A 19,988-nucleotide genomic window follows, 5' to 3' on the forward strand; every position below is an offset into this window, starting at 1 on the left:
GCCGGTTCGCGGCCCGTGCAGGTCGATTCCGAGCTGCACTAAAACTGTGCGAACGATCGTGCTAATATATGTCTCCGACATCATCGGCCGACCGAGGAGAACCGGGAATGCACCCCTTGGCTCCGCTCCTTCGCACCGTCCTGAACACCACGTCCCGGGTCGCACCCCGCCTCGCGGGCCGGATGACCTTCGCGGTCTTCGCGCGGCCGGCCGGGCGCAGCCGCGCGCGGCCGGCCGAACGGGACATGCTCGCCGAGGCACGCACCGGCCGCCTCACCGTGAGCGGCAAGCGTGTGGTCACGTACGCATGGGGAGACGGCGAACGTCCCGTGCTGCTGGTGCACGGCTGGTCCTCACGCGGCTCCCGGTTCACCGACTTCATCGGGGCGCTGCGAGACAAGGGCTACAGCCCGGTCGCCTTCGACGCTCCCGGGCACGGCGACTCGGAGGGCCGGGCCACCACGATCCTCGAATACCGGGAGATCATCCGGCAGTTGCACGCACGGCACGGCGACTTCGAGGCCGTCGTCGCCCACTCCTTCGGAGTCCTCGCGGCGTTCTTCGCGCTGCGCGGCGAGGTGGCGGCGGGCCGGATCGTCGGGATCGGCGGAGTCGGCAGCTTCGACTATCTCGTCGACGGCTTCTGCGCCGGCCTCGGTCTGCGCCCCGAGCTGAAGGACCAACTGCGGGACCGTATAGAGGGGTTGCTGTTCCCGGGAGAGCCCGAGATATGGCGGCGCTTCAGCGCGACCTACCGTCCCGAGGAGGTGGCGGTCCCGGTCCTGCTCTTCCATGACGAGGGCGACGAGATGGTGCCGCCGGCCCAGTCGCGGCTCATCGCGGACGCCCACGGTGAGCTCGCGCGGGTTGTCGTGACGCGTGGTCTTGGCCACCGCCGGATCCTCGGCGATCCCGAAGTGGTCGCCGAGGCGGTGGACTTCGCGGTGTCGGTCGGCTGACGCGAAGGCCGGGCCGACCGGCTGCTCTACGGCCGGTCCGGCAGCTCCGCCGGGTCGGTCGCCGCGCCCCGCAGCCGGCTGAGGATGCCGCGCCCGGCCCGCTCGTACGCACTGTCGTCCTCGTGCAGCACGGAAACGGCATTGGCCGCCTCCATCAGCGCGATGATCTCGAACGCGAGCTGCGGGACATCGAGTTCCGCGTCGAAGCCGCCGACGAGACGCGCCTCGTCGATGGTCCGCTCCACATAACGCACCCAGTCCACTCGCGCCTTGGCGATCGCGTCGTGCACCGGACCGCTGCGGGCGTCGAACTCCGCGGTGACGGCGTAGAAGAAGCAACCGCCGGCAAAGACACGGGACCGGGAGTAGTCCAGCCAGTGACTGCACAGCGCCCACACGCGAGCCGCACCGGGCGCCAGCTCGCGAGTCGGCCGTACGACATGATCGATGTACACGTCGCCCGCCGCCCGCACCGTGGCCAGCTGGAGCTCCTCCTTGGAGCCGAAGAGCGCGAAGACACCGCTCTTGCTGAGCTGCAACTCGGTCGCGATACGACCGAGGGACAGCCCCTCCAGCCCCTCCACGGACGCGATGTTCATGGTGCGCTCGAGCACCAGCCGCCGGGTCTGGTTGCCGCGCTCGACGCGGCCGTCGGTTCGTGTGTCACCGCTGCTCATACCCGCAATCGTACTGAACGCACGATCGTGCGCATATCGGCTGTACGGTTCCGGGACGGGTCGTGGCGTACTGGGGCGTACTGGTGCGGGGCCCCGGGATCGGTAGCAGACTCGGGGACGACAGGAGAGCGGGATCCCCACGAAGGAGAGCACCATGCTCAGCACCCGTTATGTCAGAGGCTCCCTGAACTGGATCGACCTCGGAACGCCGGAAACCGACGCGGCGGCGGCCTTCTACAACGGCCTGTTCGGCTGGAACTTCCAGTCGGCGGGACCTGACGCCGGTGGCTACGGAATGTTCCAGGTGGACGGCAAGACCGCGGCGGGCGTGATGGCGGTGGAGCCGGATCAGGTCCCGCCGGCGTTCATGCTGTACTTCCAGTCGCCCGACGCCGACGCCACGGCGAAGGCGGTCCAGCAGGGCGGCGGCTCTGTCCTGTTCGAACCGATGGACGTCTTCGACCTCGGCCGCATGGCGATCTTCACCGACCCGTCGGGCGTCGGCTTCGGCACCTGGCAACCGGGCCAGAGCAAGGGCCTCGACGTGGTGAACGATCCCGGATCCCTGGTCTGGGTTGAGCTTTACACGCCGGACCCGGGAGCGGGCGTCGCGTTCTACACGAACGTCTTCGGCTGGGAGACCTCGACGATGCCGCTGCCGGACGGAACCGGCGAATACACGATGGTGAACCCCGCGGACCAGGGCGCGGACGCGATGTTCGGCGGCGTCGTACCACTGGCCGCGGACCCGGGGGAGACGGAAGGCCCGTACTGGCTGCCGTACTTCGAGGTCGAGGACTGTGACGCGGCGGTGGCGAAGACGGAGGAACTGGGCGGCAAGATCAGGATGGCCCCGGTGGAGATGGAGGGCATCGGCCGCTTCGCGAAACTGGCGGACCCGTGGGGCGCGAGGTTCGCGGTGATGAAGAGCGCGCCGCCGCAGTAGCGGGTGCGGGTGCGGGTGCGGTGCGGTGCGTTTGCTGTGTCCGGCGGCGAGGCGACGGGCCCGACGCAAGTCGGGCCCGTCGCGCTGGGGTCGGCCTGGCCTGGGACGACGCCGTTGATGCTTCATTGATCCGGTGTTTATCGGCACCGGGGAGCGTGTCCCGCATGCCGATCAACACCACCACCGACAACGAACTCTCCTGGCAGGAGACCGCCCTGTGCGCACAGACGGGCGCGGACTTTTTCTTCCCGGCCCCCGGCTCCTCGACGAGAGAGGCGAAGCAGCTGTGCGGGGCTTGCGAGGGGCGAGTGGAGTGCCTGGAGTATGCGCTGGAGCATGACGAGAAGTTCGGGGTGTGGGGTGGGTTGTCGGAGAAGGAGCGGCATCGGTTGAAGCGGAGCCGGGGCTGAGCCGGGCCTTCCGTCAGGTCGTGTGAACCCTGCCCCCTGTCACGAGCCCGGCGCGCTCGGCGAGAGCGTCATCCTCTGGGGTCCCGGGCGGGAGGGCGTCGCCCATGGATTCGGGTACGACGCGGACGGGGAAGTGGCCGCCGACGGGGGAGACGACGCCGCCGAAGCGGGGGTCGCCAGCGAACCAGATCATGTCGGGGTGCGGGTTCTGCTTGTTCTGAAGGTGTCCGGAGTACTGAGTCGTGCGCAACACGGGCGCGTGGTCCTCGCTGAACCTGATCACGACGGCCCGTGGACTCTCCAATGAGCGGCGCGGATATCCGCAGGGGTACGCACGCCACGGGTACGTCCGGAGGATCGTCGCCACGCGCTTCGTTCGGTGAAGAGCCAGACATGTGACGAACATGATCAACGGATAGAAGATCACGCTGAGCACAATGAACCCCACCCGGTCGGCCGGGGGCAGTGAAGCGGCTGCGTACGTCAACGCCACGCCCATCAGCAGCATCGCGATGAGCCACAGCCTTCGCTTGACGACGAGACGCCGATGGCCGACCGATGTGGACGGATGGTCGAGCGCGGCCTTGGCCAGGGGGACGGGAATCGGCTCCGGCGTCACGAGAACAGCTCCAGGATGCGAGAGGTTCGCTGTGGGGGCGTGGCCGGCTGTGCCGGCTCGGAGAAGCTCAGCGTCTGAGCGATGCCAACGAGGATGTCGGTGTACGCCTCTGCGTGGCGGTGGGCCGCGCTGGTGAGGACGGCCACCGCGACGTGGACGCCGGTTGGGCACGGCACGGTGACGCGGGCTTGAAAGACCTCGCTCCGCGGGCTGGTCACGCCCGCCTCACCAAGTAGTTCGGCCGGCGGCGCCGACAGGGTGCCCGCCACCAAGGCTGCCGGCAGCCCGCCCGGTAACTCGAGCAGTCGGCCGGTGTTGGTGTTCCACAGGGGAGAGTTCGCCTGCGCGAGCGCGCACTGGGCGACTGCAAGCCCTGCGGTACGTGACGCGATGCCGACCACCGACAGTGAGAAGAACGAGACGCAGGCGCCGTGTTCGCCGTCGGGGTGGACTCCGACGGATGAGTGCACGCTCTCGCCTTGGCGCATGGTCCTGAGTAGATCGGCCAGGGCGCGTGTGTCGGTGAGGGCGCGATCAATCGCCGGGTCACCCTCAAGGAAGGGCTTCAGGGCGGTCGCGGCCGTGTGCTCGAACTCGTCCAGGTCGATCGCGTCGAGTGAGTGGAAACCCGGCGGCAGCCGGAACCACATTTGCGGTGCGGGAGTTTCTGGGCCATTGGTCACTGGAGTGCCTCACGGTTCGTGTTCATCGGGTGAGCGACGCCCAGGCGTGGGCCGCCTTGGCAGCGGAGCTTGGACCGTCGTCCAGAACAGCTCGGCCACCGTCGACCGCCGTTGCGCTGTCCGAGACTGTCTGGTCGTCGCTCCACGGGCCGTAGTGGGTGGCTACCGTTCCTACCCCGGCTCCCGGCAGGGCGTACTTCACCGCCTTCTGCACCGGGTCGGACGTGTGCTGCAAGGCCCATGCGGTGAGCGGGTTTTCCACCTCGCGCATGCCGTTCATGGCGCTCTTCGCGCCGATCACGAAGCTGTCGGACCCTGCACGCACGGCGGTCATCGCGGCTGCTGAGTCGCCGATTGCGCCGGCAGCGTGGACAGCGGCCGTAGCGGACTTGGCGCCGTGGGCAATGGCTGCCACACCTGGGACGGAGCCCAGCGCGTCGCCCGTCAGCGTGACCGTGCTGTCCCAGAAGTCGGCGTCGAACTCACCCTTCGTAAAGCCGTCCTTCATCGACTTCTGGATTCTTGAATCCGTTGCGTGGAGTGCGAGGGCGCCGATGCTCGCACCCGTCGCCACGAACAGCAGAGCCAAGCCGGCGGGCGGGAAGAAGGGCCCGATCACCAGGGCCAGGAAGCCGGCGACGGCGGACACGTCGGACAGGAAGTCACCAAGGTCCTCGTCCACCCACCTCAGCACCTCGTCCAAAACCCCCGGCTCCTGCGGAGCCAACCTCCCCGTCGCCCCCTCCAGCCCCTTCGCCACCCGCCCCGCCTCCGCCCTGTGCGTCTCCTCCAGCTCCCTCGCCAGGCGGCGGACCGACTCCAGCGCCTCCCTCGCCTTTGTCACCGCCTCGGCCGCCGCCAGGAGCTCCGGCTCCGTCGTGTCGGGGGCCGACCGCAGCCGGTCGTACCCCGCCTCCGCCTTCGTCAGCGCCGTCCGGTCCAGCTTCGCCTGCGTGTCGTAGCGCCTGGCCGTGGCCTGGTGGCCCACCAGGTCGTCGTGCCATCTGCGCAGGTGCGACGCGGCCTTGGAGACCGAGCGGTGTGCGTTCCGCAGATACCGCGGCAGGTCCCCGTCCAGGGCCGAGCGGAACGCGTCCGCCGCCTCGCCACGCCAGTACGTGCTCTCGCCGAGCAGCTGGTCGACCAGCCGGTGTGCCGTGCCCAACGCAGCCGCGGATGTGCTCAGTTTCGTCTGGAGCGCCAGGATCGCCGCCGGGCTTCCCGGTGCCGGGTTCCAGCCCAGGTGGGGGTAGTCAGGCACCGGGGCGCACCGCCTTGAAGGCGGATTCGATGGCCTTGTTGACCTGGGCGTAGCCCTCGTGGCTGAGCTTCACTCCGTCGTGGACCGTCCTGATCCGCGTGCCCAGTTGGTCCGCGCCGTACTTCCACCGGCGCTGGAAGCCGTCGCACGCCTCGTCCAGTTCCTTCGTGCCCAGTTGGTCCGTCCGTACCTGCTCGAGCGCGCGTCTCGCCTCGGCCAGCGATGTCAGCGAGCGCCCCAGCGCACGCGAGAAACGGCCCAACTGGTCGGTGTCCACCTGAAGATCACGATCCATGGCCGACCACCTTGGCAGATCATCGGCCGAAACGGATAAAGGCCGTACCTCTGACGAGTGGTGGGATATCCGGATGTTGACCCCGGGCCAGGACCAGGGCCGGTACCTCCCCCCGCTCCCGGCCCCCGCCCGCGGACATGGCAAAGGCCGCGTTCGGCAAACTCCCGAACGCGGCCCGGCCCAGCCCGATCTGCCGTACTGCTCAGCCGGCGGCGCGCGCCGCCATCCTGGCCTTGCGGGTCGCGAGCTTCTCGTCGAACTTGGCGGCCTCGCTGTCCAGACCGCCCATGTACAGGCCCAGCTCCTCCTGCGCCTTGAGACCCTCCGGGCCGAGACCGTCGATCTCCAGCACCTTCAGGTGGCGCAGCACCGGCTGCAGCACGTCGTCGTGGTGGATCCGCATGTTGTAGATCTCGCCGATCGCCATCTGCGCCGCGGCCCGCTCGAAGCCGGGCATGCCGTGGCCCGGCATCCGGAAGTTGACGACCACGTCGCGTACGGACTGCATGGTCAGGTCCGGCGCGATCTCGAAGGCCGCCTTCAGCAGGTTCCGGTAGAAGACCATGTGCAGGTTCTCGTCGGTCGCGATGCGCGCCAGCATCCGGTCGCAGACGGGGTCGCCCGACTGGTGGCCGGTGTTGCGGTGCGAGACGCGGGTGGCGAGCTCCTGGAAGGCGACGTACGCCACCGAGTGCAGCATCGAGTGGCGGTTGTCGGACTCGAAGCCCTCCGACATGTGCATCATGCGGAACTGCTCGAGCTTGTCCGGGTCGACCGCGCGCGAGGTCAGGAGGTAGTCGCGCATCACGATGCCGTGCCGGCCCTCTTCCGCGGTCCAGCGGTGCACCCAGGTGCCCCAGGCGCCGTCGCGGCCGAAGAGGGAGGCGATCTCGTGGTGGTAGCTGGGGAGGTTGTCCTCGGTGAGCAGGTTCACGACGAGGGCGATCTTGCCTATGTCGGTGACCTTGGACTGAGCGGGGTCCCAGGCCTCACCGTCGTCGAAGATGCCGGGGAAGTTGCGACCGTCGGAGAACGGGACGTACTCGTGCGGCATCCAGTCCTTGGCGACCTTGAGATGGCGGTTGAGCTCGGTTTCCACCACCTCTTCCAGCGCGTACAGCAGTCGGGCGTCGGTCCACGCGTCCGAACTGCCGAGGTGGGGAGAGGTGATCGTCACGGGTACTCCTGGGGGACGGGATACTTACCTACGTCTTCGTAGGTTACGAAACCGTAGGTTAAGGGCGCAGTAAGCCCGCGGCCAAGCCCGCTCCGGGGATGTCCGGTTACGTTCCGTTATGCGTACAGGTCACGGAGGCGTACGGAGAGACAGGTCACGCACCCTTCGAGCTTCTCGAACTCGCTGATGTCCACCAATACGGGTTGATAGCCGAGGTCCGTGAACAGCTCGGCCGTCTTCGGCGCACTGGCCGCCATCAGCAGTTTTCCCTCGCCGAGCAGCACCACGTGCGCGCCGGACTCCTCCGGAACCGAAAGATGGCGCGGAAAAACGGACGGCGTGTCGACGAGCGGCGGATAACCGATGACGGTGGAGTCCGGCAGTGCGGTCACCGCGGATTTGAGATGCAGCACCTTGCTCACCGGCACGGCGACGACGCGCGCGCCGAGCGGCTCGAAGGCGGCGCGCAGCTGCTGGACCCCGGCGGCGTTCGTACGGCCGCCACGTCCGACATAGACCGTGTCGCCGATCTTGAGCACATCGCCGCCGTCGAGCGTGCCGGGCTCCCACACCCAGTTCACCGAGCAGCCCAGGCGCGCCAGGGTCTCCTCGACGGCGGCCGTCTCCGGCCTGCGGGACTCGGCGCCCGGACGGGCGATCAGCGCCACATTGCGGAACATCACCACCGTGTCCTCGATGAACACGCCGTCCGGGCAGTCGTCGGCCGGCGCGGTCTCGACCGTCTCCCAGCCGTGCTCGCGCAGGGTCTCGGTGTATGTCTCCCACTGCTCCAGCGCGAGGTCGACATCGACCGGGGTGCGCTCGACATGGGTGACGAGCCCCTCGGCGAGGCGCGGGCTGGGGCGGCGGATCAGGGCTTTCCTGCTGGGCACGAGCGATTCTCCAGCTATGTCTCGGGTCAGGTCGCGCCCATCATGACCCGCCGGGCTCGGGCGATGGAATCCCCGGCGGGCCGCTGATCCCCGTCGGTGCGGAACCTCCCCATCCCGCACCCGGGTCCTCTCCGGCCGATCCTGCCGGGCTCGCCTGCCCCGGCACGGCCTCCCGCCCGGCCTGATCAGCCGTTCAGGACCTCGTCCGCCGTGATGTCACGGAGCTCGCCGTCCAGCAGCAGCCAGCGGGTGATGCCGATCGATTCCAGGAACGGCACATCGTGACTCGCCACGATCAGCGCTCCCTCGTACGACTCCAGCGCCGCCGTCAGCTTCCGCACGCTCGCCATGTCCAGATTGTTCGTCGGCTCGTCGAGCATCAGCAGCTGCGGCGCCGGTTCGGCGAGCAGCAGCGCGGCGAGCGCGGCGCGGAAGCGTTCACCGCCCGACAGCGTCCCGGCGGGCTGGTCGGCCCGCGCGCCCCGGAAGAGGAAGCGCGCGAGGCGTGCTCTGATCCGGTTGTTGGTCGCGTCGGGTGCGAAACGGGCGACGTTCTCGACCACGCTCAGCTCGTCGTCCAGCACATCGAGCCGCTGCGGCAGAAAACGCAGCGGCACCTCGGCCACCGCCTCGCCCGCGACCGGCTCCAGCTCGCCGGCGATCGTACGCAGCAGCGTCGTCTTGCCCGCTCCATTGCGTCCGACCAGCGCGATCCGCTCCGGGCCGCGCACCTCGAACTCCCCTTTCACCTCGGCCCCGTAAGGCAGTCGCAGCTCACTCAGCCGCAGTACGCCGCGGCCGGGATGGACCTTGGTGTACGGCAGTTCGACTCGGATCTCGTCGTCGTCGCGGACCGCCTCCACCGCCTCGTCGAGGCGCTCCTTCGCCTCGACGAGCTTCTCGGTGTGCATGGTGCGGTACTTGCCCGCCGACTCCTGGGCCGAGCGTTTGCGCGCGTGCGCGACGATCTTCGGTACGCGTTTGCTCTCCTGCATCTTCTGGCCGAACCGTTTGCGGCGGGCCAACGTGACCTGTGCGTCGGCCAGTTCGCGCTTCTGGCGCTGCACATCGGCCTCGGCGACGCGCACCATCCGCTCCGCCGCCTCCTGTTCCACGGCGAGCGCCGCCTCGTACTCCGAGAAGTTGCCGCCGTACCAAAGGACTTCGCCGTCGCGCAGATCCGCGACCTGGTCGACCAGCTCGAGCAGTTCGCGGTCGTGGCTGACCACGACCAGTACGCCCGACCATGCGGCGACCGCCTCGTACAGCCGCCGTCGCGCGTACAGATCGAGATTGTTCGTGGGCTCGTCGAGCAGCAGCACATCAGGCCTGGCCAGCAGCAGCGCCGCCAGTCGCAGCAACACGCCCTCGCCGCCGGAGACCTCGCCGATGGTGCGGTCGAGCCCGATGCCGTCGAGGCCGAGCTGATCGAGTGTTGCCCGCGCCCGTTCTTCCACGTCCCAGTCGTCGCCGACCGCCGTGAAGTGCTCCTCGCCGGGATCGCCGGCCTCGATGGCGTGCAGGGCCGCGCGGGTCCCGGCGATGCCGAGCACCTCGTCGACCCGCAGCGTGGTGTCGAGCACCAGGTTCTGCGGCAGATACCCGACGTCGCCCGCGGTGCGGACCGTGCCGTCGGCCGGGGTCAGCTCGCCCGCGATCAGTTTCAACAGCGTTGACTTTCCTGATCCGTTGAGGCCGATGAGTCCGGTCCGGCCGGGGCCGACCGCGAGCTGGAAGTCGTCGAGGACGACGGTGCCGTCGGGCCAGGCGAAGCTGAGCGAGGTGCAGGTGATGTGGGTGGAAGCGGTAGACATACAGGTCTCCAGGTTGCGTCGAAGCGGCAGGGCAACGAGTGGAGACACCGCGGCACGGGCGACGGCCGAAAGGGACCATGGAAGGGGTTCCGGTCGGGGAGGACGGCTCGAAATGCCGAGGTCGCACGCACGGCGCACAGTCTGCGGACAGCAGCTGCGGCACACGGTGTCTCAAGACCTCAGACGAGCAACGTCCTTCTCCGTTCGACGACAACAGAACCGCTGTACACCGTAAGAGCGGGGTTGGAGGCTGTCAACGAATTATCGTGACCGGGGACAAGGAGGCATGGCCCATGCCCGATGGATCGTTCTCGCTCCCCGCCCGGCTGTATCTCCTCGCCTGGGACACCGGCCTGATGAGGCTCACCGGCAGCTCCGACCTCGCCTTTCTCGTACGGGCCGGAGCCCTCACCGAACTCGCCCAGCGCGGCGCGCTCGCCGACGACGACGGCATCGCGCGGCCCGTCGGTGACACCCGCACCGGCGACCCGGTACTCGACGGGCTGCTGGAGCTGATCGAGGAGTCCCGGCCACGCACCTGGCAGCGCTGGGTCACGTACCACGCGAAGTACACGCTGGAAGCCGTCCGCAACGAGCTGCTCGTCGCCGGCTATCTGCGGACGAGGCAGCGGGCTCTGTTCTCCAGGGCGCAGTACGAACTCGACCGGCCCGACGTCGTGAAGTCGCTGATCGAGGAGGCGCGGACCGTGCTGACCGGTCCCGTGCCGGTGACGGAGGTCTCCGAGCAGGACGCCGCGCTGGTCGCACTCGCCACCGCGGCCGGGCTGCGGACGCTCGCCACCGGGACGGAGCGCAAGCAGCACAAGGAGCGGATCGAGGCCCTCGGCGAGCGCAGTGGAACAGCCGCGCTCGCGTCGAAGAGGGCCGTCGAGGACGTACGGACCGCGGTGAGCATGTCGGTCACGTCCACGATCGCGGCGTCCGGCGGGGGCTGAACACCGTTCGGCCGACGGCCACATGTCGCCGCACGTTGATGTCGGAAATCTGCCAGCCAGGGCCTGTCTCCGGTGGTTGAGTTCGATCCATGACGACCTTGAGTGATCTCGCCCGCCGCTTCCGCTCGCTGCACACCGCCGACCGCCCGCTGGTGCTCGCCAACGCCTGGGACATCACCAGCGCCCGGATCATCGCCAAGGCCGGAGCGCCCGCGCTCGCGACCACCAGCGCCGGAGTCGCCTGGGCCCTGGGCAGCGCGGACGGCGACCGGCTGGAGCGCTCCGCCGCGATCGGGCAGCTGGCGCGCATCACCGCCGCTGTCGACGTGCCCGTCAGCGCGGACATCGAAGGCGGATACGCCGAGACCGCGGACGGCGTCGCCGAGACGGTCCGCGAGGTGCTCGCGGCCGGAGCCGTCGGCATCAACATCGAGGACGGGCCGCGGCCCTCGGCCGAACACGCGAGGCGCATCGCGGTGGCCCGCGCGGCGGCCGACGCCGCTGACGTACCGCTCTTCATCAACGCCCGCATCGATGTCTATCTGGCCGGCATCGGCGCCGAGCCGGGCCGTCTTGAGGAGACGCTGAAGCGGGCAGCCGCGTGCCTCGCGGCGGGCGCGGACGGAATCTTCGTGCCCGGTGTCGTCGACCGGGCCACGGTCGAGGCGCTGGCCCGCGGTATCGACGCACCGCTCAACGTGCTCACCGGCCCGGGCGCGCCGAGCACGGCCGAGCTGGCGCGGTTCGGCGCGGCGCGCATCAGCGCGGGCTCCTCGATCGCGGCGGCGGCGCACGCGGTGGTCAGGGAGGCGGCGCGGGAGCTGCTGACGGAAGGGACATGCTCGGCACTGGAGGGCGGGTACGGGTACGGGGAGCTCAACGCGCTGCTGGAGCGCTGACGCTCAGCAGGCGTCGCGCATCAACTCCGCCAGATCGTGGTCCAGGTCCAGGTACAGGTGCTCGCGGCCCGTCGGCACCAGCACCTGCGACAGGCGCAGAAAGCGCCGCAGCTCGCTCGTGCGGACATGCACCATCGCGACGCCCTCCGGCGCGTGGAACTCCATCACGGTGCGGTCGTAGCCGTACGGTCTGACGCGCACGTCGCCGACACCCGCCGGCTCGTCGATGCCCGCCGTGAGCAGTTCACGGGAGAACGCCCAGGACACCTCGTTGCCCTCCAGCGTCGCCTTGGGCGGGAAGGCCATGCTGACGGCGAAGGGGTCGTCGCGGTCGTAGCGGAGCGTCGCCGCGACGGACTCCGTCTGGGGCGCCGAGGCGACCAGGCGGGCCTGTACGGCGTGCTCGATGACGGTGGACAAAGCCTGCTCCTTCGTACGCGGCTCGCTGACGTCTCCCTGACACCTGTAGAGACGGAAGAAGAAGCGATTACGTGCATTGGAAGCGGCAGTGACCTGCGTCACCGCCCAGCATGTCTCGCACTCTGGACGGGTTGGTGTGCGTGGGCTAGCTTCCAGCGCCATGACGTCCATGGGGAAGACGAGACGAACGGTGTCGGTGGGACTGTGCGCGGCGGCGGTGGCCGCGGCCCTGGCCGCACCGGCGCACGCCGCACAGGCGGAGCCGACGAGCGGCGACAAGGCGGGCACGGCAGGCCGGTCGCCGAGCTGGAGCCTGAAGCAGACCGGCGCAGACGTACGGTTCCGGGGGCTGGCGGCCGTCAGCCGCAGCACTGCGTGGGTGGCGGGCTCCAAGGGCACGGTGCTGCGCACCGGCGACGGCGGCCGCAGCTGGCGGAACGTCTCGCCGCCCGGAGCGGGCGAGCTGGAGTTCCGCGACATCGAGGCGTTCGACAGCCGGCGCGCGGTCGTGCTGGCCATCGGCGAGGGGGAGGCGTCCCGGGTTTTCCGCACCGAAGACGGCGGCGCGAGCTGGACCGAGTCGTTCCGCAACACCGACCCGAAAGCCTTCTACGACTGCATCACCTTCTTCGACAGCCGGAACGGACTCGCCATGAGCGATCCCGTGGACGGCAAGTACCGCATCCTGTCGACCGGCGACGGCGGCAAGTCGTGGAAGGTGCTGCCGAGCGCCGGAATGCCGGCGGCGCTGCCTGGCGAGGCTGCCTTCGCGGCCAGCGGCCAGTGCCTGGTCAGTTCGGGACGCAAGGACGTCTGGCTGGCCACCGGCGGCGGCGCGACCGCACGGGTGCTGCACTCCGCCGACCGCGGCCTGAACTGGACCGTCGCCGAGTCGACCGTCCCGGCCGGCGACCCGGCACGCGGAGTGTTCGCGGTCGCCTTCCGCGACCGCACCCACGGCATCGCCGTCGGCGGCGACTACCGGCCCGACCAGGCATCGCCGCAGGCCGCGGCGGTCAGTGGGGACGGCGGACACAGCTGGCAGCAGGCGAAGACGCCGCCGCCCGCGTACCGTTCGGGCGTCACCTGGCTGCCGCACAGCAAGCGCGCGGCGCTCGCCGTCGGCCCGACCGGCACCGATCTGACGGTGGACGGTGGCCACAGCTGGCGCACGGTCGACACCGGTTCGTACGACACGGTCGACTGCACGGCCGACTTCGGATGCTGGGCCTCGGGCGAGAAGGGCCGGGTCGCCCGCCTGGAGTTCTAGGTGCTGTCCGCAGCCGAACTCTAGGCCGGCAACTGCTGCCGGTACGGAGCGAGTTCGGGCGCCGTCTTGGTCGCGATGAACTCGGTGATCCGGTACTCGCACACGCCGCCGACCGCGAAGGGGTCGGCCGCCGCGATCTCCTCGATCCGCGCGCGGTCGTCCCCGACGGCCAGGATCACGCCGCCGTCACGCGGGTTCTTGCGGCCCAACGCGAGGAACACACCCTCCTCGTACAGCGCGTCCAGCCAGGCCACATGCGCTTCGAGCAGCTCGTCGACGCGCTCTACCGGCGCGGTGTAGGTCAGTTCCAGTACGAACATGATCGCCAGATTACGTGACCCGTGCCGGGCGGGCAGCTCTAAGGTTGCAGCACCATGAAGATCATCGAGATGCCCGCGGACTGGCCCGCCGACGAGACGGCCGCGCTGGCCGTCCAGGACGAGCTGCGCACCCGCGTCGTCCTGGACGAGCCCGGTCCGCCGCCCGCGTCGGGCCTGGTGACGGGCGTGGACGTGGCGTACGACGACGAACGCGATGTCGTCGCCGCGGCGGCCGTCGTGCTCGACGCGGCGACGCTGGCCGTGGTCGACGAGGCAACCGCGGTCGGCCGGGTGACTTTTCCGTACGTCCCCGGGCTGCTGGCGTTCCGTGAGATCCCGGCCGTGCTCGCGGCACTGGAGTCCCTCACATCGGCCCCCGGCCTGATCGTCTGCGACGGCTACGGACTGGCCCATCCGCGCCGCTTCGGGCTCGCCAGCCATCTCGGTGTGCTCACCGGGCTCCCGGCGATCGGCGTCGCCAAGAGCCCCTTCGTCTTCACGCACGCCGAACTCGGGCCGCGGCGGGGCGACTTCGCGCCGCTGCTCGCGGACGACGGCGAGGAGGTCGGCCGCGCGCTGCGCACCCAGGAGGGCGTCAAGCCCGTCTATGTCTCGGTCGGCCACCGGACGACCCTCGACAACGCCTGCGCGCACACGCTCCACCTGGCGTCCCGCTTCCGCCTCCCGGAATCCACCCGCCGCGCCGACCGCCTCTGCCGCGAGGCGCTCGCCGACGCGACGGCCTAGGGTCTTTCGTCTGGGTCAGGCCGGATCAGTGAGCGGGTCTGGTGCCATGGGGCCTCCCCGGGCCCTCTGGGCCCAGGGGACGGATCGCAAGGCGGAGGAGGGAGGCATGGCGGAGCCATGCCGACCGACGACAACGCGGCGAGGCGCGGTGCCAGGGCACGCGGGCCCGGCAAGATCCAGACGACAGGCGCTAGGTACCTACGTACTCACGTATCCGGCCCCCGGAACTAGGTATCCGAGCGGATGTGAGGTGCCCGCGCCGATCGGCATGCTCCCTCGCATGACGACACACACGACACACACGACGCACAGCGCGACCGACACCACCGCAGCCAACCCCGTCGAGCGCATCGTTACGGCCGTGCTCATCCTGGCCGCCCTGGCCGGCTTCGCCTGGGTCGGATCGATGGTCTTCACGGCCGTGACCGGCTGACCGGACCATCGCGCCGTATTTCAGCGAGTCGTGGCAACCCGGAACCGCAGGCCCGCTGCCCGCAACCTCGACAGCAGCGCGTCACCCATCGCGACCACGGTCGTGACCTGGCCCGATGTCTTCGGCAGTTCGTCGAAGACCAGGCACAGCGCCGACTCGGCGAACATCTTCGCCGTCTCGTCGTAGCCCGGGTCCCCGCCCGAAACCTCCGTGTACACCTTGCGGCCGCCGCCCTCGCCCACGAACCGCACCGAGAACCAGCTCTTCGCCCGCCGCCTCTCGTCCGGACCCTCGCCCGGCTTGAGGCGGTCCGACAACCAGCGCCGGGCGGGGGGCAGTTGGGCCAGGCCCAGCATCGCGCCCATCGCCGCCACACCGCCCGCCGCCATCGGCAGCGTCGGCACCGCCGCGTAGTGCCGGTAGCGGAAGTCCGGACCGTAGCGAGGCAGCGCTCGCGCCGAACGGGCCACGATCTGCGGGTCGATCGTCGGCAGCGGCAGCGCCCACGCGCCGGTCTCGCCGCTGAACCGCGGCCCGGCAAGCGGGGCCCGGGCTCGCCGGCCCACCAGGCGGGGCTGGTGCAGCTTCCGGTCGTGCGCCGCCCGGAGCATCTGCCGGCCACGGCTCATGGCGTTGAGCGCGGAGGCGTAGGTGCCACCGGAGAACTGGGCGTCGGCGGACACGAATCCGTCGACGCTCAGTGGCACGTCCTCCGGCAGTTGCAGGACGGTGAAGTACGCGCCGAGGTCGTGCGGAATGGAGTCGAAGCCGCAGCAGTGCACCAGACGCGCGCCGGTCTCGCGGGCCCGCGCGTCATGGCGTACGTACATCAGATCCACGAACTCGGGCTCGCCGGTCAGATCGATGTAGTCGGTCCCGGCCTCCGCGCACGCCGCGACCAGCGGCTCGCCGTACCAGAGGTAGGGGCCGACGGTGGTCGCCACCAGCCGTGCGGACTCGGCGAGTTCACGCAGGGCGTCGGCGTCGTCCGCCTGTGTCTCGATCAGCGGCAGGTCGGCGCAGCCGGGATGGTCGGCGGCCAGGCGCTCACGCAGCCGCTCGAGCTTCTGCCTGCTGCGGCCGGCGAGGGCCCAGCGGCATTCGTCGGGCGCGTTCGCCGCCAGATACCGAGCGGTGAGCTGCCCGACGAACCCCGTCGCCCCGAAGAGCACGATGTCGTACGGGCGCTGCGCGCGACCGGTCCCGTTCTGCCTGTTCAATGACCCCTCCGCCTGCCTCTGCGCTGATGCCGGTGGCTGAGGCTAGCGTGCGAAGGCGCCTGGAAGAAGGATGCGTTTCCCATCGGTAACATGCCGCGGTCCTGCCGCGGATCTAGCGTGAGGCCATGCGGGCCGTCCCTGTCCGGCAGCGAGGCCGCGGTGCGCAATCTGGACTCCTAAGCGCTTGCTCGGCCCAAACCCTTGTGCCGAGTGAAACGCGTTCTTACCATCGCTGGTGTTACATCAGTTGTGTCACATCAGTGCTGGGGGCTTGATGGCAGCGACAGGGAACGGCCCGCTCGCCGGAGTGCGCGTGGTCGAACTGGCGGGCATCGGTCCCGGCCCGTTCGCCGCCATGCACCTGGCCGACCTGGGCGCCGACGTCGTACGGGTCGACCGGCCCGGCGGCTCGGGGCTCGCGATCAATCCCGCGTACGACCTCACCAACCGCAACAAGCGCTCGGTGCTGATCGACCTCAAGGCGGACGACGGCCCCGATCAGGTGCTCGACCTGGTGGAGCGGGCCGACATCCTCATTGAGGGCAACCGGCCCGGCGTCGCCGAGCGGCTCGGCGTCGGACCCGAGGAGTGCCTGGCCCGCAATCCGAGTCTGGTGTACGGCCGGATGACCGGGTGGGGCCAGGAGGGACCGCTCGCCCAGCGCGCCGGTCACGACATCGCGTACATCGCCGTCACCGGCACGCTCGGCATGATCGGCAAACCGGACGAGCCGCCCGCCGTTCCGGCCAATCTGGTCGGCGACTACGCCGGCGGCTCCCTCTATCTCGTCATCGGCGTGCTGGCCGCACTGCAGCACGCCCGGAGCGAGGGCGGCCGCGGCCAGGTCGTGGACGCGGCCATCGTCGACGGCGCCGCCCATCTGGCCACGATGATCCACGGGATGATGGCGGCCGGCGGCTGGCAGGACCGGCGCGGCGCGAATCTGCTCGACGGCGGCTGCCCGTTCTACGGCAACTACGAGACGGCCGACGGCGAGTACATGGCGGTCGGCGCGCTGGAGCAGCAGTTCTACAACGAGTTCGTCGAACTGCTCGGCATCAAGGACGAGGCCCCGGCCCGTAAGGACTTCGACCGCTGGGACGAACTGCGCAGCGCCGTCGCGGCACGCTTCAAGACCAGGACGCGCGCCGAGTGGACCGCGGTCTTCGAGGGCTCGGACGCCTGTGTCGCGCCGGTGCTCTCGCTGCGCGAAGCCCCGGCCCATCCGCATCTCGCGGCCCGCGGGACCTTCGTCGACCACGGCGGACTGGTTCAGCCCGCGCCGGCGCCCCGGTTCTCCCGGACGCCGGGATCCGTGTACCGCGGCCCGGCGCAGCCGGGTGCGGACACCGCCGAGGTCGCCCGCGACTGGGACGTACCGGGGCTCACCAAGATGCCGGGACTCACCAAAGATCCAGGACTCACCAAGAATCCAGGGCTCACCAAGAATCCAGGGCTCACCAAGGAGGACGACCGTTGAAGCGTCAGATCTTCGCAGCCGAGCACGACGCCTTCCGCGAGACCGTCCGCACCTTCCTGGCCAAGGAGGTCCTGCCGCACTACGAGCAGTGGGAGAAGGACGGCATCGTCAGCCGCGAGGCCTGGCTGGCCGCCGGACGGCAGGGCCTGCTCGGCCTCGCCGTGCCGGAAGAGTACGGGGGCGGCGGCAACGCGGACTTCCGCTACAGCGCGGTGCTGGCCGAGGAGTTCACCCGGGCCGGCGCTGCCGGGCTCGCGCTCGGACTGCACAACGACATCATCGGGCCGTATCTGACCTCGCTCGCCACCGAGGAGCAGAAGCGGCGCTGGCTGCCCGGCTTCTGCAGCGGCGAGATCATCACGGCCATCGCGATGACCGAACCCGGCGCGGGCTCCGACCTCCAGGCGATCCGCACCAGCGCCGAGGACCGCGGCGACCACTGGATCCTGAACGGCTCCAAGACCTTCATCTCCAACGGAATCCTCGCCGACCTGGTCATCGTCGTCGCCAGGACCACACCCGAAGGCGGCGCCAAAGGGCTTTCGCTGCTGGTCGTCGAGCGTGGCGCGGAAGGCTTCGAACGCGGCCGCAATCTCGACAAGATCGGCCAGAAGTCCCAGGACACCGCCGAGCTGTTCTTCAACGACGTACGCGTCCCGAAGGAGAATCTGCTCGGCGAGCTCAATGGCGCGTTCATCCATCTGATGACGAATCTGGCGCAGGAGCGGATGGGCATAGCGATTGCCGGGATCGCCGCCGCCGAGTATCTGCTGGAGATCACCACGCAGTACGTCAAGGAGCGGGAGGCCTTCGGGCGGCCGCTGTCCAAGCTCCAGCACATCCGTTTCGAGATCGCCGAGATGGCCACGGAATGCGCCGTCACCCGTGCGTTTCTCGACCGCTGCATTGTCGATCACTCGAACGGGGAACTCGATGCGGTACATGCGTCGATGGCCAAATGGTGGGCCACCGAGCTGCAGAAGCGGGTCGCCGACCGCTGTCTGCAGTTGCACGGCGGCTATGGATATATGACCGAGTACCGCGTCGCCAGGGCTTTCACGGACGGCCGTATCCAGACCATCTACGGCGGCACGACCGAGATCATGAAGGAAATCATCGGCCGCTCCATCCTGTCCTGACCCTCACTTCCGCCCGTCCGAAACCCCTGTCCGAACCCCCTCTCCGAACCTTCTGCCTGACCCCGCACTTCTTCACCCTCGAAAGGCTGCTGTCTTGAGTACCGAAGCGTTTGTGTACGACGCGATCCGCACCCCGCGCGGGCGCGGCAAGGCCAATGGCGCGCTGCACGGCACCAAGCCGATCGACCTCGTGGTCGGCCTGATCCACGAAATCCGCAGCCGCTTCCCGGGGCTCGACCCGGCCGCGATCGACGACATCGTGCTCGGCGTCGTCGGCCCGGTCGGCGACCAGGGCTCCGACATCGCCCGTATCTCGGCGATCGCCGCCGGGCTGCCGGACACCGTCGCGGGCGTGCAGGAGAACCGCTTCTGTGCCTCGGGCCTGGAGGCCGTCAACATGGCGGCCATGAAGGTCCGTTCCGGGTGGGAGGACCTGGTGCTGGCCGGCGGCGTCGAGTCGATGTCGAGGGTGCCGATGGCCTCCGACGGCGGCGCGTGGTTCGCCGACCCGATGACCAACTTCGACACCGGCTTCGTACCGCAGGGCATCGGCGCGGACCTGATCGCCACCATCGAGGGCTTCAGCCGCCGCGATGTCGACGAGTACGCCGCGCTCTCGCAGGAGCGGGCGGCAGCGGCCTGGAAGGACGGCCGCTTCGAGCGCTCCGTCGTGCCCGTCCGCGACCGCAACGGTCTCGTCGTCCTCGATCAGGACGAGCACATGCGCCCCGGCACCACCGCCGATTCGCTCGCCGCCCTCAAGCCGTCCTTCGCGGGCATCGGCGACATGGGCGGCTTCGACGCGGTGGCGCTGCAGAAGTACCACTGGGTGGAGAAGATCGACCACGTCCACCACGCGGGCAACTCCTCCGGCATCGTCGACGGCGCGGCTCTCGTCGCCATCGGCAGCAAGGAGGTCGGCGAGCGGTACGGGTTGACGCCGCGCGCCCGGATCGTCTCCGTCGCGGTCTCCGGCTCCGAGCCGACCATCATGCTCACCGGGCCCGCGCCCGCCACGCGCAAGGCGCTCGCCAAGGCTGGACTGACCGTCGGCGACATCGATCTCGTCGAGATCAACGAGGCGTTCGCCGGTGTCGTGCTGCGTTTCGCCCGCGATCTGGACCTCTCGCTCGACAAGATCAACGTCAATGGCGGCGCGATCGCCATGGGCCACCCGCTGGGCGCGACGGGCGCGATGATCCTCGGCACGCTCGTCGACGAACTGGAGCGCCAGGACAAGCGGTACGGCCTTGCCACGCTGTGCGTCGGCGGCGGAATGGGCATCGCCACGATCGTCGAGCGCGTCTAGGTCGTGTCCGCAGGCCACCGCGCGCAGCCGCGTGGACGCAGGCGTCATGACCGTCGCCCCG

At 69.7% G+C, this 19,988-nt stretch carries 22 protein-coding genes; 11 read left to right on the forward strand and 11 right to left on the reverse strand.

The features are described from left to right. Positions 1-107: 107 nt before the first annotated feature. On the forward strand, positions 108-959 hold the full coding sequence (locus ACH4YL_RS11465) for an alpha/beta fold hydrolase (protein WP_398507043.1): 852 nt from the start codon (positions 108-110) through the stop codon (positions 957-959). Between the two features lie 26 nt (positions 960-985). Here ACH4YL_RS11465 and ACH4YL_RS11470 read toward each other — a convergent pair whose 3' ends face one another. Further along, positions 986-1,636 (reverse strand): TetR/AcrR family transcriptional regulator, encoded by a 651-nt coding sequence (locus ACH4YL_RS11470; protein ID WP_398507044.1) that lies wholly within the window; start codon positions 1,634-1,636, stop codon positions 986-988. A 154-nt stretch (positions 1,637-1,790) separates the two neighbouring features. Here ACH4YL_RS11470 and ACH4YL_RS11475 point away from each other — a divergent pair, with 154 nt between their 5' ends. Beyond that, the gene (locus ACH4YL_RS11475; RefSeq protein ID WP_398507045.1) at positions 1,791-2,582 is read left to right on the forward strand and encodes a VOC family protein; all 792 of its coding nucleotides are present in this window, start codon (positions 1,791-1,793) and stop codon (positions 2,580-2,582) included. Positions 2,583-2,746: 164 nt separating this feature from the next. Next, positions 2,747-2,992 (forward strand): WhiB family transcriptional regulator, encoded by a 246-nt coding sequence (locus ACH4YL_RS11480; protein ID WP_398507046.1) that lies wholly within the window; start codon positions 2,747-2,749, stop codon positions 2,990-2,992. A 13-nt stretch (positions 2,993-3,005) separates the two neighbouring features. On the opposite strand, the gene ACH4YL_RS11485 is transcribed toward ACH4YL_RS11480, so the two are convergent. From ACH4YL_RS11485 to ACH4YL_RS11515, 7 genes are all read right to left on the reverse strand, one after another. Next, positions 3,006-3,611, reverse strand: a complete 606-nt coding sequence (locus ACH4YL_RS11485) for a hypothetical protein (protein WP_398507047.1) — start codon at positions 3,609-3,611, stop codon at positions 3,006-3,008. After that, positions 3,608-4,294 (reverse strand): hypothetical protein, encoded by a 687-nt coding sequence (locus ACH4YL_RS11490; RefSeq protein ID WP_398507048.1) that lies wholly within the window; start codon positions 4,292-4,294, stop codon positions 3,608-3,610. Before ACH4YL_RS11490 ends, ACH4YL_RS11485 begins: the two co-directional genes overlap by 4 nt. A 22-nt stretch (positions 4,295-4,316) precedes the next feature. Next, on the reverse strand, positions 4,317-5,555 hold the full coding sequence (locus ACH4YL_RS11495) for a hypothetical protein (RefSeq protein WP_398507049.1): 1,239 nt from the start codon (positions 5,553-5,555) through the stop codon (positions 4,317-4,319). Beyond that, complete coding sequence (locus ACH4YL_RS11500; RefSeq protein ID WP_398507050.1) at positions 5,548-5,850, reverse strand: hypothetical protein; 303 nt, start codon at positions 5,848-5,850, stop codon at positions 5,548-5,550. Before ACH4YL_RS11500 ends, ACH4YL_RS11495 begins: the two co-directional genes overlap by 8 nt. A gap of 202 nt (positions 5,851-6,052) precedes the next feature. Next, positions 6,053-7,027: an acyl-ACP desaturase gene (locus ACH4YL_RS11505; protein WP_398507051.1), complete on the reverse strand. Its 975-nt coding sequence runs from the start codon at positions 7,025-7,027 to the stop codon at positions 6,053-6,055. Positions 7,028-7,143: 116 nt separating this feature from the next. Then, on the reverse strand, positions 7,144-7,920 hold the full coding sequence (gene ddaH, locus ACH4YL_RS11510) for a dimethylargininase (RefSeq protein ID WP_398507052.1): 777 nt from the start codon (positions 7,918-7,920) through the stop codon (positions 7,144-7,146). Between the two features lie 185 nt (positions 7,921-8,105). Beyond that, complete coding sequence (locus tag ACH4YL_RS11515; RefSeq protein ID WP_398507053.1) at positions 8,106-9,734, reverse strand: ABC-F family ATP-binding cassette domain-containing protein; 1,629 nt, start codon at positions 9,732-9,734, stop codon at positions 8,106-8,108. A gap of 293 nt (positions 9,735-10,027) precedes the next feature. On the opposite strand from ACH4YL_RS11515, the gene ACH4YL_RS11520 reads away from it, so the two are divergent. Next, complete coding sequence (locus ACH4YL_RS11520; RefSeq protein WP_398507054.1) at positions 10,028-10,690, forward strand: GPP34 family phosphoprotein; 663 nt, start codon at positions 10,028-10,030, stop codon at positions 10,688-10,690. Positions 10,691-10,779: 89 nt separating this feature from the next. Then, entirely contained in the window at positions 10,780-11,589 is an 810-nt protein-coding gene (locus ACH4YL_RS11525) for an isocitrate lyase/phosphoenolpyruvate mutase family protein (RefSeq protein WP_398507055.1), read from the forward strand. 3 nt (positions 11,590-11,592) lie between these two features. Here ACH4YL_RS11525 and ACH4YL_RS11530 read toward each other — a convergent pair whose 3' ends face one another. After that, the gene (locus ACH4YL_RS11530) at positions 11,593-12,009 is read right to left on the reverse strand and encodes an SsgA family sporulation/cell division regulator (protein ID WP_398507056.1); all 417 of its coding nucleotides are present in this window, start codon (positions 12,007-12,009) and stop codon (positions 11,593-11,595) included. A gap of 160 nt (positions 12,010-12,169) precedes the next feature. Between ACH4YL_RS11530 and ACH4YL_RS11535 the strand changes: the two genes are divergently transcribed. After that, positions 12,170-13,279 (forward strand): WD40/YVTN/BNR-like repeat-containing protein, encoded by a 1,110-nt coding sequence (locus ACH4YL_RS11535; RefSeq protein WP_398507057.1) that lies wholly within the window; start codon positions 12,170-12,172, stop codon positions 13,277-13,279. A 20-nt stretch (positions 13,280-13,299) separates the two neighbouring features. On the opposite strand, the gene ACH4YL_RS11540 is transcribed toward ACH4YL_RS11535, so the two are convergent. Then, positions 13,300-13,599: a YciI family protein gene (locus tag ACH4YL_RS11540; RefSeq protein WP_398507058.1), complete on the reverse strand. Its 300-nt coding sequence runs from the start codon at positions 13,597-13,599 to the stop codon at positions 13,300-13,302. Positions 13,600-13,653: 54 nt separating this feature from the next. Between ACH4YL_RS11540 and ACH4YL_RS11545 the strand changes: the two genes are divergently transcribed. Both ACH4YL_RS11545 and mmpA read left to right on the forward strand, forming a co-directional pair. After that, entirely contained in the window at positions 13,654-14,346 is a 693-nt protein-coding gene (locus ACH4YL_RS11545) for an endonuclease V (RefSeq protein WP_398507059.1), read from the forward strand. 280 nt (positions 14,347-14,626) lie between these two features. Further along, the gene (gene mmpA, locus ACH4YL_RS11550) at positions 14,627-14,779 is read left to right on the forward strand and encodes a morphogenic membrane protein MmpA (protein WP_398507060.1); all 153 of its coding nucleotides are present in this window, start codon (positions 14,627-14,629) and stop codon (positions 14,777-14,779) included. A gap of 20 nt (positions 14,780-14,799) precedes the next feature. On the opposite strand, the gene ACH4YL_RS11555 is transcribed toward mmpA, so the two are convergent. Then, complete coding sequence (locus tag ACH4YL_RS11555; RefSeq protein WP_398507061.1) at positions 14,800-15,999, reverse strand: saccharopine dehydrogenase family protein; 1,200 nt, start codon at positions 15,997-15,999, stop codon at positions 14,800-14,802. A gap of 274 nt (positions 16,000-16,273) precedes the next feature. On the opposite strand from ACH4YL_RS11555, the gene ACH4YL_RS11560 reads away from it, so the two are divergent. From ACH4YL_RS11560 to ACH4YL_RS11570, 3 genes are all read left to right on the forward strand, one after another. Then, a complete protein-coding gene (locus ACH4YL_RS11560; protein ID WP_398507062.1) occupies positions 16,274-17,479 on the forward strand; it encodes a CaiB/BaiF CoA transferase family protein in 1,206 nt (401 codons plus the stop codon). After that, positions 17,476-18,618 carry an acyl-CoA dehydrogenase family protein gene (locus tag ACH4YL_RS11565; protein WP_398507063.1) on the forward strand — a complete coding sequence of 381 codons (1,143 nt, stop codon included), beginning with the start codon at positions 17,476-17,478 and terminating at the stop codon, positions 18,616-18,618. Before ACH4YL_RS11560 ends, ACH4YL_RS11565 begins: the two co-directional genes overlap by 4 nt. Positions 18,619-18,712: 94 nt before the next feature. Then, positions 18,713-19,927 (forward strand): acetyl-CoA C-acetyltransferase, encoded by a 1,215-nt coding sequence (locus tag ACH4YL_RS11570; RefSeq protein ID WP_398507064.1) that lies wholly within the window; start codon positions 18,713-18,715, stop codon positions 19,925-19,927. Positions 19,928-19,988: the final 61 nt, after the last annotated feature.

It is taken from the genome of Streptomyces sp. NPDC020681, assembly GCF_044334895.1.
GTDB lineage: Bacteria > Actinomycetota > Actinomycetes > Streptomycetales > Streptomycetaceae > Streptomyces.

Excerpts from the sequence above, each read along its gene's own strand:
- ACH4YL_RS11465 (WP_398507043.1), top strand. The coding sequence starts at position 108 with ATGCACCCCTTGGCTCCGCTCCTTCGCACCGTCCTGAACACCACGTCC.
- ACH4YL_RS11470 (WP_398507044.1), bottom strand. The coding sequence starts at position 1,636 with ATGAGCAGCGGTGACACACGAACCGACGGCCGCGTCGAGCGCGGCAAC.
- ACH4YL_RS11475 (WP_398507045.1), top strand. The coding sequence starts at position 1,791 with ATGCTCAGCACCCGTTATGTCAGAGGCTCCCTGAACTGGATCGACCTC.
- ACH4YL_RS11480 (WP_398507046.1), top strand. The coding sequence starts at position 2,747 with ATGCCGATCAACACCACCACCGACAACGAACTCTCCTGGCAGGAGACC.
- ACH4YL_RS11500 (WP_398507050.1), bottom strand. The coding sequence starts at position 5,850 with ATGGATCGTGATCTTCAGGTGGACACCGACCAGTTGGGCCGTTTCTCG.
- ACH4YL_RS11515 (WP_398507053.1), bottom strand. The coding sequence starts at position 9,734 with ATGTCTACCGCTTCCACCCACATCACCTGCACCTCGCTCAGCTTCGCC.
- ACH4YL_RS11520 (WP_398507054.1), top strand. The coding sequence starts at position 10,028 with ATGCCCGATGGATCGTTCTCGCTCCCCGCCCGGCTGTATCTCCTCGCC.
- ACH4YL_RS11525 (WP_398507055.1), top strand. The coding sequence starts at position 10,780 with ATGACGACCTTGAGTGATCTCGCCCGCCGCTTCCGCTCGCTGCACACC.
- ACH4YL_RS11535 (WP_398507057.1), top strand. The coding sequence starts at position 12,170 with ATGACGTCCATGGGGAAGACGAGACGAACGGTGTCGGTGGGACTGTGC.
- ACH4YL_RS11540 (WP_398507058.1), bottom strand. The coding sequence starts at position 13,599 with ATGTTCGTACTGGAACTGACCTACACCGCGCCGGTAGAGCGCGTCGAC.
- ACH4YL_RS11545 (WP_398507059.1), top strand. The coding sequence starts at position 13,654 with ATGAAGATCATCGAGATGCCCGCGGACTGGCCCGCCGACGAGACGGCC.
- mmpA (WP_398507060.1), top strand. The coding sequence starts at position 14,627 with ATGACGACACACACGACACACACGACGCACAGCGCGACCGACACCACC.
- ACH4YL_RS11560 (WP_398507062.1), top strand. The coding sequence starts at position 16,274 with ATGGCAGCGACAGGGAACGGCCCGCTCGCCGGAGTGCGCGTGGTCGAA.